Annotated in this window: 13 protein-coding genes; all 13 read right to left on the reverse strand. The window is 48.6% G+C overall.

Annotated features, from left to right (window positions below; genetic code table 11):
- Positions 1-31 precede the first annotated feature (31 nt).
- On the reverse strand, positions 32-625 hold the full coding sequence (locus MCACP_RS12610) for a class II aldolase/adducin family protein (RefSeq protein ID WP_406677094.1): 594 nt from the start codon (positions 623-625) through the stop codon (positions 32-34).
- 88 nt (positions 626-713) lie between these two features.
- The gene (locus MCACP_RS12615; protein ID WP_406677095.1) at positions 714-1,565 is read right to left on the reverse strand and encodes a creatininase family protein; all 852 of its coding nucleotides are present in this window, start codon (positions 1,563-1,565) and stop codon (positions 714-716) included.
- A 22-nt stretch (positions 1,566-1,587) separates the two neighbouring features.
- On the reverse strand, positions 1,588-2,589 hold the full coding sequence (locus MCACP_RS12620) for a LacI family DNA-binding transcriptional regulator (protein ID WP_406677096.1): 1,002 nt from the start codon (positions 2,587-2,589) through the stop codon (positions 1,588-1,590).
- 377 nt (positions 2,590-2,966) lie between these two features.
- Positions 2,967-3,662 (reverse strand): FadR/GntR family transcriptional regulator, encoded by a 696-nt coding sequence (locus MCACP_RS12625; RefSeq protein ID WP_406677097.1) that lies wholly within the window; start codon positions 3,660-3,662, stop codon positions 2,967-2,969.
- 126 nt (positions 3,663-3,788) lie between these two features.
- Positions 3,789-5,798 carry a sigma-54-dependent Fis family transcriptional regulator gene (locus tag MCACP_RS12630; RefSeq protein ID WP_406677098.1) on the reverse strand — a complete coding sequence of 670 codons (2,010 nt, stop codon included), beginning with the start codon at positions 5,796-5,798 and terminating at the stop codon, positions 3,789-3,791.
- 694 nt (positions 5,799-6,492) lie between these two features.
- Positions 6,493-6,699, reverse strand: a complete 207-nt coding sequence (locus MCACP_RS12635; RefSeq protein WP_406677099.1) for a hypothetical protein — start codon at positions 6,697-6,699, stop codon at positions 6,493-6,495.
- Positions 6,700-6,804: 105 nt separating this feature from the next.
- A complete protein-coding gene (locus MCACP_RS12640; RefSeq protein WP_406677100.1) occupies positions 6,805-7,233 on the reverse strand; it encodes an acyl-CoA thioesterase in 429 nt (142 codons plus the stop codon).
- Positions 7,234-7,634: 401 nt separating this feature from the next.
- A complete protein-coding gene (locus tag MCACP_RS12645) occupies positions 7,635-8,417 on the reverse strand; it encodes an enoyl-CoA hydratase-related protein (protein ID WP_406677101.1) in 783 nt (260 codons plus the stop codon).
- A 27-nt stretch (positions 8,418-8,444) separates the two neighbouring features.
- Positions 8,445-8,930: a pantetheine-phosphate adenylyltransferase gene (gene coaD, locus MCACP_RS12650; protein ID WP_406677102.1), complete on the reverse strand. Its 486-nt coding sequence runs from the start codon at positions 8,928-8,930 to the stop codon at positions 8,445-8,447.
- A 20-nt stretch (positions 8,931-8,950) separates the two neighbouring features.
- Positions 8,951-9,235, reverse strand: coding sequence for a ferredoxin family protein (locus MCACP_RS12655; RefSeq protein WP_406678707.1), 285 nt, complete (start codon positions 9,233-9,235; stop codon positions 8,951-8,953).
- Positions 9,232-10,527, reverse strand: coding sequence for an FAD-dependent oxidoreductase (locus tag MCACP_RS12660; protein WP_406677103.1), 1,296 nt, complete (start codon positions 10,525-10,527; stop codon positions 9,232-9,234). The genes MCACP_RS12655 and MCACP_RS12660 overlap by 4 nt, the downstream gene beginning before the upstream one ends.
- A 12-nt stretch (positions 10,528-10,539) precedes the next feature.
- Entirely contained in the window at positions 10,540-11,502 is a 963-nt protein-coding gene (locus tag MCACP_RS12665; RefSeq protein WP_406677104.1) for an electron transfer flavoprotein subunit alpha/FixB family protein, read from the reverse strand.
- A gap of 16 nt (positions 11,503-11,518) precedes the next feature.
- Entirely contained in the window at positions 11,519-12,286 is a 768-nt protein-coding gene (locus MCACP_RS12670; protein ID WP_406677105.1) for an electron transfer flavoprotein subunit beta/FixA family protein, read from the reverse strand.
- Positions 12,287-12,310: the final 24 nt, after the last annotated feature.

The following is a 12,310-nucleotide window of genomic DNA, read 5'->3' on the forward strand; positions in this document are numbered from 1 at the left end:
GATTAATTCTGGCTAACTCCTGGAAAAAAATTTAACCTAACTGGGATAACAGGAAGGCGACCTTAGCATTATCTTCCAAAACATCTGCCAGGTAAAAAGCATGATGAATATCTTTACCCACTGTAACGAAACCATGGCGCTTGAGGACGGCAGCTTTGAGGGTTGGATCCTCAAAGGCTTTAATAACCATTTCCGCAAGTTCCACTGACCCCGGCGCGGCATATTCGACAATGCCTACTTTGTTAAGACCCGCTTCCGCGGCGGCTGTAACCACCGGCAGCTCGCCCCTGGCCGTCACATAAGCCGTAGCAAAGGCCGAATGGCCGTGAACGACGGCCTGGACTTCCGGACGGGCCTTTAAAATACCCAGGTGAAAGCGGATCTCTTTGGAAGGTTTGCCCTCGCCCGCCAGGATATTCCCCTCTAAATCAACTAGAATGAAATCTTCGGGTTCCACATCCCCGAAAGACTTGCCGCTGGCTTTAATAAGGACTTGCTCCGGGTGTCCCGGGACGCGGGCGCTGGTATTGCCGCTGGTAGCCGACGTAAGGCCGCGGGCAAAGATCTGCCGGCTGACCTGCACCATTTCCTCGCGCAACTTGTTAACCGCATCTATATCGATCATTTTTAGTTTCCTCCCAGCCTTGCTCGCGGGTACAAGCCAGGCTTTTAAAGCCAGGCTTGTACCTTGAGCCAAGGGGTTTACGCAGCTGTTATGCTCTCTCGGGGAAATCGCGGTTTTCTACTTTGAAGGGGAACTTCTTAACTTCCTCAATGAAGGCAGCCAGGTGCTCGGCCTCTTTCTCAAAGAGCTTCAGGCCTTTTTCGGGAGTGCCACGGAAGGGATTGCCAATGGTGGCGTGATCGGAGTACTCATGGTGTTCCATGGGAACAATGATATTTTCAGAACCCCGGAATTTAACGGTAGGAGTGCCGTCGATCTTGGAAAATTCGGGTCCCATCCACCGCGGCGCGTGGGCACGGTCATTGACCGCCCGGCTCATATCAACCAGCTCGATGTTATAGGCCATTACCTGGGCCGTTTCCATTTCACCGGCGTGCCAGCCGGGGGTCTCCTCGGGAGGACCTTCGAGGATACCTTTAACTACCTCGCATTCCCTCTCGGTGGGCGTCTTGTACCAGGCCACAAAGGCGCCGGTATGGTAACGAAGTCTCCGCAAGAGTTCATCAATGGGTTTGGTGTTGGAACCATGGTGGGATACAAAGACAATCTTGTTAGCACCGTGGAAAATCAAGCTGCGAGCAATATCATGGAGCACACGGCGGAAAGTCTCGGCAGCAAGGGTGATGGTGCCGCAGCCTTCCCCGACTTCGCCCATGTGGTGGGGGGAGTAGCCAAAGGGCAGCAAAGGTGTGTGGGGAACATTGGCAAGCTTAGCGGCCCTCTCGGTAACGGAAATGGTGGTAATGCTGTCAGTTCCCAGGGGCACATGGGCGCCGTGCTTTTCACAGCTCCCGACCGGTACGAGAACGGTGTCGGTTTCCTTGAACCATTCCTGGGCGTCAACAAAGGAACATTCCAAGAGGTTGTGACGTTTTGCCATTTGATAAACCTCCTGCCAATTTTTATTTTAGAATTGAAGATTCCCTGACCTCGAGGTGGGTTGCCAGGGTGGTAACCGGCGGCACCTTCCGGCCGGCAAGGAGCTCAGCCAGTACCTTCATGGCAGTCACCCCCAGGTCATAGACCGGGACTGCTACAGTAGATAGTGCCGGCGTAACAAAGGATGCGAGGGGAATATTATCAAAACCCACAACAGCAACTTCTTCTGGCACCTTAATTCCCCGTTCGTACAGGGCTTTAATAGCGCCTATAGCCATAAGGTCGTTATGGGCGAAGATGGCAGTTATCCTCTGGTTGCCGCTAAGGGGCATTTGCGCAACAGCCTGGTAACCGCTGTTAAACTCAAAGTCGCCTTCGATGATCCACCCGGGTTCTATCTCTACCCCTTCAGCCTCCATAGCACGGCGGTAACCTTCCAGGCGGTCCCTGGCCGTAGTCGAAACCGCGGGGCCGGTAACCGTGGCAATCCGCCGGTGGCCAAGATGCAGTAAATGCTCAACAGCTTCCTGAGCGGCCCGTACATTATCCACCTGCACCGCCGGGAGATTGGCTTTATGACGGCCGATGACCACCGTCGCCACCGGCCCCTGGTCAAAAAAGTGCTCCCGGCTGGCATCCTCTACAGCTCCACCGCCGGTAAAGATTACCCCGTCCACCCGTTTTTCCCGCAGGACACGGAGATATTCTTTCGTGCGTTCCCGGGAACGGTCGGTATTGCACAGGATAACTGTATAGCCCCTTTCGTGGGCCACATCCTCTACCCCCCGGACAATGCCCGGGTAGTAAGGGTTGGCAATATCCGGGAGGATCAGACCAATGGTTTTTGTTTCATGCAGCTGGAGGCTGCGGGCCATGGCATTGGGGTAAAAGCCAAGCTCTTTGATGGCTGCCAAGACACGCTCCCTCGTCTCGGGGCTGATGGGATGCTGGCTGTTGTTAAGAACACGGGAAACGGTGGTAACAGAAACCCCGGCATGCCTGGCGACATCTTTTATGGTGACCATGGCTTTCACCCCTTTCGGAAAACGTTTTCCTTGGTTATAAATTAGCATGGTTTCGCCCCTGTGTCAATAAGTAATTTTAAATCGTGAAATTTTTCTTATGGTAAACGTTTCCCATTAGCACTATATGTTATGGCAAACGTTTTCTTTTTTTATTAACAGTTGTAAGCTTGGGCACAGTCTGCGTCCATAATAACAAGCCCGTATTCATCCGCCTCTCACATGCAGTGGTGGAAATTGAGCCGTAAAGAGTCCGGCATTTTTCCAAAAAGTAAAATCTCCCCGCAAGTTAAATAAAATTTACGGGGAGTTTTACGAGAACAATCTCCCTTATTAGAGTCGTTGGCCAAAAAGCCGCCAGGACAAGGCCGCAGCGCCTCTTATTTCAATTGCCGGGCCACGAAGCGCAGGTGTTTGCCCATGGCCCGGCGGGCCGATTCCGCGGCTCCGGAAATGATGGCCTGGGCAATTTCACTGTGCTGTTCAAAAAGCACGCGAGCGTTATCTGGATCGGTGTAAAGCTGGTTTCTTTTATTGGCCAGGGTCTGGGCAATGGTATCAGCAATAGTGTACATCAAACGGGAAAGGATGGGATTATGGGACATGCTGGCAATGGTTAAATGAAATTTGACATCCGTATCCTCCTGGAGAAATCCCCGGGTCAGTTCGCTGCCCATCTGCTGGATTATCTCTACCAGCTTTTCTTTTTCTTCGGTCGTAGCCCGCCGCGTCGCCAGGTAAACTATCTCCCGCTCCAGGATCTGCCTGGCTTCCAGTAAATATATGGCCTGTTGTTCTTCCAACAGCAGGGCCATTACCAGGGGCTGGACAATATCGCAGTTCTGCACCTTGCGGACGAAGGTCCCCTCGCCGGGCTTCACCTCCAGGACGCCCATAGTAGTCAGGGCGCGGATGGCCTCCCGGACGGATGCCCGGCTGACGCCCAGTTTCTCCGACAGCTCCCTTTCCGAGTAAAAGCGTTCCCCAGGCATCAGCTTGCCTTCACTGAGAATTTTTTTTACCTGCTCGACAATTTCTTCATAAATCTTCTTCGTTTTGATAGGCTGCAGTTCCATCGGCCCTACCTCGAGGTTCTTTTTAGATTATTATTGCATTATTTCAGGCCGATGGCAATCGGTTATGCCTGGAACCCGAAAATAATATTATCTTTCTGCCTGACATTTTGTTTGCCATTCAACCTATTATACCTTAACAGAGGTGCGCTGGATATTATACTTCCACATCATTCTATATACTGTCGTCCGGGCTATTCCTAATTCTTTGGCTACCTTACTAATATTACCATTATACATTTTTATCAGGGTTGTTAATTCTTCCCTTCCAAATTTTTTCCCATTAACTTTTATTTGATCCTTTTGACCATATTCCTTGATTTCTTCTGGTAGCAAATCTACTCCAAGGTAATTGCTAGAAGCAATATTTACTATTCTTTCTATCACATTATAAAGTTCACGTACGTTTCCCGGCCAGTTATAGGTTTTAAATCTTTCCCAGATTTCTTCATCTACTGTTTCAATCTTTTTTCCAATTTGATCAGCAACTTTTCTCATAAAATGTAAAGCAAGAGGTTTAATATCTGTTTTCCTCTCTCTTAGGGGAATAGTACGAATCGCAATTACGTTTAGGCGGTAAAAGAGATCCTTTCTGAAATTCCCTTTTTCTATTTCTGCCAGCAGGTTTTTATTTGTCGCAGCTATAATACGGACATTCACGGGAATTAGATCAGTGCCACCAACTCTTGTAATGGCCTTTTGTTCTAAGACACGTAATAAAGCCGTCTGCAATTCCAAAGGCATTTCGCCTATCTCATCAAGGAAAATTGTTCCACCATCAGCTAGTTCGAACTTTCCAGGCTTGCCACCCTTTCTTGCTCCGGTAAAAGCACCTTCTTCATAACCAAACAGTTCACTGGCTATTAATTCTCGTGGAATGGCCCCACAATTAATTGCTATAAACGGCCCATCCCTTCGTGAACTTGCGTTGTGAATAGCCTGGGCTAACATATCTTTTCCTGTGCCTGTTTCACCCAGTATCAACACATTAGATGAACTACGAGCAGCTACTTTAGCCATTTCGATCATTTTTATGAATCGCGGATCGTTTCCTAATATGTCTGCAAATGTTATACTTGCTTTTGCACCATAAATTTTATTAGCTAACCGGTGAACTCTCTTGGCCTTTTCTATAATTAGGACTAATCCTTCCAACCTGCCATTAGATACAATCGGACGTGAGGTAAGACTACAATGAAGCCTTCCTGTTCGCGTATAGAGGTTGAACTGATGATCTGTAACATATTTTTTTCCTTCCAATACTTTCATTAGTTCTTTGTTGTTAAGCCCAAGAACTTTACTAATTTCAACCCCCAAGGCTTCAGACTTATTAATGCCCAACATTTCTTGAGCTCTTTCATTAAAGTGTGTGATTTTGTACTCGCTATCAGTTGCAATAAGTGCGTCAGATACCGCATCGATAATTGCGTTCTTATATTGATCTGCAACTTTAACCTTTTGCCAGGCCTCCATCAAAGCAAGCTGTCTTTCAATAGCATAAGCAGCCCCAACTATCATTCCTAATGTATGAGAATGAGCTTTTTCTCGAATAGCCGTCATGTCCAATGCGCCAATTACTTTGCCGTTGGAATCATGAATAGGCGCACCCGAGCAGGTCCAATTATGAGAACAAATACAATAATGTTCGTAGCCACATATTTGTAGAGGTAAATTGTATTTCAAACAACTGCCCACACCATTAGTGCCTGTAAATTCCTCGCTCCAGTTGGCCCCCTCTATAAAATTACCTCGTTTAACGTTTTCTTTAACGTCGTCATCCCCCATAATCTCCAGCAGATATCCTTCTGAATCCGCGATGGCGATAATAAAACCTGAACCTGCTACAAATTTATATAGATTCATTGCAATAGGAATGGCTACTTCCAGAAATATGCTACACTGAGACTTTCTTGACTCTAACTCCTCTTTGCTTAAAACATATGGAGCCTTTTTTTGGAATGGGCTTAAGCCTATCTTCCTGCATTCTAACCATGACTTTAAGATTAACGGTCGTACTATCCCCTCCTGGACGCGACCTTTCTCAACGAATTCATGCCATGCCTGGCGAATTAATTGCCCCGCTGTATCGTAACATTGTTTATCCGTACTATGACTAAGGTTTTTCCTCATTTCAGTCATAACATCCCTCCTTGCATGATAGATATAACCAGTAAAATTTCCAGTTGGTTAATTCCTAAAAAGAGAGGACCCCTTAAGGAGAAAAGTCATTTGAGAAAGTGAAAACTAATACTATAATCTATATGTTTTCCACCTCTTTTAAAATAATCCTTCTCTACGTCATTAATATTTCATAAATAAAACTGGAATAGTAATCCTTACCCTCATTCTTCCTCTTTTAAGGATAAAACAAAAATGCTTTCTCTCTTAGATGTTTAAAGCTTGTATTAAGCCCTCGCTTTACACAGCTACCGGGAAACTGGATACCAGGAACTGTACTAGTCAAACCGTAATATCAATCGTGTATGTGGTGAATCATCAGCGTTATGGTAATGAGGTTTTCTATAGGAGTGCGTAGCCTGCGGTGTTGACAGGGTGGCGTTCATCCACATCGACGGTGAGCTCATACGTTCTGACAAACAGGTGGTTAAAGAGGCCATACCCTTTTCGTTTGTTTTTTGGTCGCGCGGTTTAGATGTACATTTTTACGTTTTTCGATACATATTAATAAATTCCTGCCGTGCCTCCAAAATCGTTTGCCTATGCATTTTGGCATTTTCTTCTTTTTGTTTAAACCCCAGAAAAGCCTTGCTATTGCCCAACTACTGTAATAACCTGGAATCATCTTTTTGCATCTGTAGAGTTGAAAAATGTGTTAACCATCATACGGCTTACTTTCTTTGCTCTTTTCCTCAAGATTTTCCTTTAATCCCCGGCAATTATAGGCATTCGAGTCAAACCCGGCTTGTTTGCTGGACTCTTCCTGAGGTTTTTCCACTTTAATTCCCAGCCACTGCAAGCGTTCGAGCCAATCCTGGCTCGTTTCAAGTCTAGTTATGGGTATTCTTCTGCTATCCAGCATCCTTATTTCACTCCTTCATTAGCCTTCGGATTTAGGATTAATTTTTATTAAAAACGGTTATCCACCAATAATTCCCTATTTTTGTTGCGGCAATAATGCCAGCTATCAGGATAGGGTCTCAAAGCTTTCAACCGCAGAACGGAAAAAAGACGGTAGCGGTTCTGCTTTTCTTGTTTTGGGATTATAGTTGACATATATCGTCTGTGCCTTTAACACAAGTATGTCCGAAGATTCTTTGTACACTTCAAAGTCCACTGTATAACTCTTGTTTCCCATATTGGAAACACGCACCCCTATATCAAGGATATCATCGAAAAAGGCTGGTGATCTGAATTCCAGAGTTGTTTTTACTAACGCCATGTCCATTTTACCTTCGCTCGCAAGCTGTTTGTAGTCCATACCAAGGTGCCGAAAATACTCAGTAATCGCTACATCAAGATAGGTGAGATAGTGTGCATTAAAGACTATTCCCTGTCCATCTATTTCAGCATACCGTACTCTAAGAGGATAGAAAAAACGAAAATCACTGCGCAAAGCTTTCAACCTCCATTTTCAACCATATCAACATTTGCCGGCGATTATCCTCAACGGCAGCCACTCCCCCTTCGTCAACCCAGGTGCTATAACCGTTTTCTCAATAGACAGATCGCTTTGCCGGATACTGTTCGAGGAATATTCGGCCTAGCGTCTCTAACCAACTCCTCTTCGGTTATTTTTACCTGGAAGGAATCCGGGCTAAGTTTGCCAGGGGAGAGCCGCCGTTAATGGAAGGTGGAGCTCAGCGTAACAAGCCACATCTTCCACCAACGGCTGTTCCCTGATTGTTTCAGTTATCTCGCTTGCACGCCACTCTAATTTTTATCTTAAAAACAGGGAGAGACAAAAAATATTACCTTGGGGGATTAACCCTTGCTAGATATCTAGATTTTTCTATATTAAACCCCTTTGAAGACCGGTTTTTGCTTACTGAGAAAAGCTGCCATCCCGATGTCTTGATCTTCAGTGGTAAAGCAGTCCGTAAAGAGTTCAACTTCATACTGGCAACCCTGTTCCAGAGTCATCTGGAGGCCGTTGTGGATTGCCGCTTTGGCATAGCGAAGTGCCACGGGACCATTGGCAATAATTTTTTGCGCCAGTTTTTGGGCTTCTTCCATCAACTTCTCCGGCGGGACCACAGCGTTAACCAGCCCGATGGCCAGGGCCCTTTCGGCATCGATCATCTCGCCACTAAAGATTAACTCCGAGGCAATCCCTTTGCCTACTATGCGGGCCAACCGCTGGGTACCACCAAAACCGGGGATAATTCCCAGCTTAACCTCCGGCTGGCCAAGGCGGGCAGTACTGGCAGCGATGCGGATGTCACAGGCGAGAGCCAATTCACAGCCTCCACCCAACGCAAAGCCATTAATGGCGGCTATCACGGGTATGGGTAGTTTTTCGATGGCCGCAAATACCCTGTGGCCTAGAAAACTGAATTCCTTTGCTTCCAGGGGCGTCATATCTTTCATGGCGGCGATGTCGGCGCCGGCGACAAAAGATTTACTTCCCGCCCCGGTTATAATTAAGGCCTTGACCTGATCGTCAGCCGCGATATTGTTGATGACCTCTTTCAATTCTTCCAAAACGGTCCGGTTCAAAGCATTAAGGGCTTCCTGGCGGTTGATGGTAAGGGTGGCGATGCTTTCCTCTACCTTTAACTCCACATAATTCCTGGCCATCCGGGATTACCTCCTTTTTAATGTTTTTTATCGCAGGCGATAATGTTGTTCTAAGACCTGCTCCACCACCGGCGGCACCAAACCTTTAAGGCATCCTCCCACCATGGCCACCTGGCGAACAAGATTTGAGTTCAGGTAGGAATACTCCGTAGCTGCCATTAGAAAAATGGTTTCAATGTCGCCGGCAAGTTTTTTGTTCATTAAAGCCATTTGCAGTTCAAAATCAAAATCCGCTACAGCCCTTAACCCCCTGATGATGGCTGTTGCTCCTTCCTGCCTGGCAAAATCGACTAACAAGCCGGAAAATGGTTTGACCGTTACATTCTCCAGGTCATGGCAAACAATCTGGACCAGCTTCAGTCTTTTTTCCAGGGGAAAATATGTCTTTTTAATAGGAGTGGCGGCTACACCTACAACAACTCTATCAAATAGGGCTGTTGCCCGTTTAATAATATCCAGATGGCCATTGGTAATGGGATCAAAGGCTCCCGGACAGATAGCTGTTCGTAGCAACAGCCCTCACCTCTAACCCTTTACCCATAGCGGAAAATGATACCAAACCCGCCCCGCGGATATTGCCAGCTAATAGCCCCGGCCTGGGGACAGATAACCCGGCAGGTACCACACTCAAGGCAGCCTGCATAATCAAAGCTTATTTCCCCATCTTTTAAAGTGTAAAGGCCAGCCGGGCAGGCAAAGGTGCAGGGCTTGCTTTTACAGGAAGAACAAACCTCTTTGTTGAGAACAATATGGGCCTCTTCGTCATCTACCGCGAACTTATTGATCCCCAGCAATTGTTCACTGCTTAACCGTTTCAGAGGGTCCTACCCCCTTTCAAGGCGTCTCCGGCAAGCTGCAGCCAGCCAATCCGGCTCTCTTTGAGCTGGCCCATGAATTTATTTAACAGGTGTACCGGTGCTGTACCATCTACTGTAAACATTTTGCTTACCAGCCCGGTGGCCAGGTCAGGATAGGCCCCGAAAAGCCGCTCATTTTCAAGGAAATGGGGTGCTTGCCGGTAGGCCTCCATATCCCTTAAGACAAAGCTTTGTTTGAGGAAGTCCTCGTAAAGGCGCAGTGTCTGCTGGGAGAAGTCGTTCCTGGCTTTGGCTTCTTTAACTGCCTTGGCCGCAGCTTCCCCGGAGGCGATGGCAAAATCCATGCCCCTGACCTGGTAACCTAGGTTGAGGACAAATCCGGCTGCATCCCCTGTTACCAGGATGCCGTCGCCGTAAAGCCGGGGCATCATTTCCAGGCCGGCTTCGGGTACCAGGTGGGCTGAATACTCTACCACCTGGCCACCTTCCACCAAAGGCGCAATATGGGGATGGGCTTTGAAATCTTCCATCATATCTACCAGCCTGTAACTGCTCCGTTGCAATTCCGCCGCCTTAACTACCAGTCCCAGGGAAATGCTGTTTTTGTTGGTGTACAGGAAACCGCCGCCCTGCATCCCCTTGGTACAGCTGCCGACAAATAGTTGGGCGACACCATTGTTACCGCTGACCTGGAAACGCTGGCTGATGATCTCGGGAGGTAATTCAATGACTTCTTTTACTCCTGTGGCTACCTGGCGGGGTTCAAGCTCTTTTCGCAAACCGGCTTTTTGGGCCATAAGGGAGTTGACGCCGTCGGCAGCAATAACTACATCGGCCAGCATTTCGTCTTCTCCGGCCCGAACACCTACTACCCGGCCGTTGTCTATCAGGAGATCGTCGACCCGGACGCCGCAGGCCAGGAGAGCGCCGGCTTCCTCCGCCTTCGAAGCCAGCCAGGCATCAAACTCCGCCCGCAGAAGGGTAAAAGAGTGATAAGGTTGGTTGGCCCATTTTTCGTCCTGGCATACTAGCGACACGCTTTTATCTTCGGTCATAAAGGTGATTACTTCTCGCACTACCGGCCTTTCGACAGGGGCTTCCTCCCAAAAATTGGGTATAATCCGGTTAAGGGCATGACTATACATCCGGCCGCCAAACATATTCTTGCTGCCTGGTGTCGGCCCCTTTTCGATGAGGAGCACCTCTAGACCTGCTTGGGCCAGTAAATAGGCGGCTGTGCTCCCCGCCGGACCGGCGCCGATTATAATCGCCGTGAATTTTTCTTCCGCCATGCTCACACCACTCTAACTATTTTTTAGAGCCTTTTTTAGCTCCGCGGTGAGTTTCGGGACAACGTCATATAGATCGCCGACTATGCCATAATCTGCTGCTTCAAATATGGGAGCGTTCTCATCGCGGTTAACGGCGACGATAACCTTGGCGTCGCGGATGCCGCTTACGTGCTGGATCTGTCCGGATATTCCGAGCCCAATATAGAGTGCCGGCTTTACTTTTTGCCCCGATATACCCAGGTACCTGTCTTCCGGCAGCCAGTGCAGTTCTTCGGCGATGGGCCTGGAGCAGCCGATTTCGCCCCCCACGGCTCCGGCCAGTTCCTGCACCAGACGGAGATCCTCCTGTTTTTCCAGTCCCCGCCCAACTGCTACAATGACGTTGGCCTCCGTTATATCTACTGCTTCCTTTACCTTGGGCTTACGGTCGATTACTTTTACGGCACTGGCGCCAGGAGCAGGCAACTCAGTTATCTTGCCCTCCCTGCCCTCCTGGGCTGCTGCCTGTTCAAAAGTACGTGGCGGTATGGTTGCCATCTGAGGCCGCGTCGTGCATACTATGGTCTGGACTGCTGCTCCGCCAAACATCATGCGTTCCATTATTAAAGATTTGTTTTCTTTATCCAGCTTCAGAGAGTTGCATTCGCTCCCCAGGCCGGTGTTTAACTGCGCCGCTATGCGCGCCGCCATTTCTTTCCCGCGCCGGGTGGCACAGATAAGAAAGATATCCGGGTCTTCTCTGCGAGCCGCGTCGACCATCACCGGCACATAAGCTTCCAGGGGCTGGCCTTCAGCCAGGGGGGAGAGGCTAAACACCTCATCCGCCCCGTGTTTAATATAGTCTTTAGCCGCCTGTTCTCCCCCGGTGGCAAAAGCCACCAGTGCAGTCCCCAGTTCATCGGCTAGGGACCGGCCGATGTTTAATAGCTCCAGTGTTTGTTCCCGTCTTTCGGCGAATACCCATACTCCAGACATTTAAATTACCACTCCTTTAAACAAGTACGCCTTCTTTGATCAGAGCATCAACAACTTTGCGGATGTCCTCGATTTCAGCTCCGTATTTCTCCCGGCGCCTTTCCATTGTTGCTGCTAGAACACTTGTTGTTTTCAAGCAGGGTTCTTTAAGCTGTCCGATATCGGCAAGCCCTATATTCGCTACCGGTTTTTTGGCGGCGCCGAGTACCTGTTTGAGGCTCGGTAACCTGGGCGTATTTATTTCCGGCAGGACGGTCACCAGCGCCGGCATCGGCATGGTCACTACTTCTACACCGTCGTCCAGCTTGCGTTCGGCGATAATTTGATTGTTTTCCACTGCCAGCTTGTTTACGTAGGTGGCACACGGGATGCCGAGGAGTTCTGCCAGGCGCGGCCCTACCTGCTGAGCGTAAAGATCGCTCGAACCTTCGGCACAGATGATCAGGTCGTATTCAATATGACCCTTAATGGCTGCAGCCAGAATAGCGGCTGTTTGCGACGGCTCTAGTTCGGTGAAACCGGGATCATTGATGAAATAGGCTTTTTCCGGGCCCCGGGAAAGGGCGTCCTTTAAGCTCTGCTTGGCCGCCGGCGGTCCCACCGTCACAGCAACGACACTGCCGCCGTATCGCTCTTGCAGCCGCATCGCTTCTTCAATGGCATTGCGATCATAATCGCTGATTTTATAACCTACCCGGTCAAGGACGAGTTCGCGGGAATTAGGAGCTACCTTAATGTCCGCTTCATCTTTTACCCATTTGAAACAGGAGACAATCCGTGGCATGTCATGATTCTCCTTTGCTTTTTC

This window comes from Neomoorella carbonis (assembly GCF_045278715.1).
In the GTDB taxonomy this organism is placed as follows: domain Bacteria; phylum Bacillota; class DSM-521; order Neomoorellales; family Neomoorellaceae; genus Neomoorella; species Neomoorella carbonis.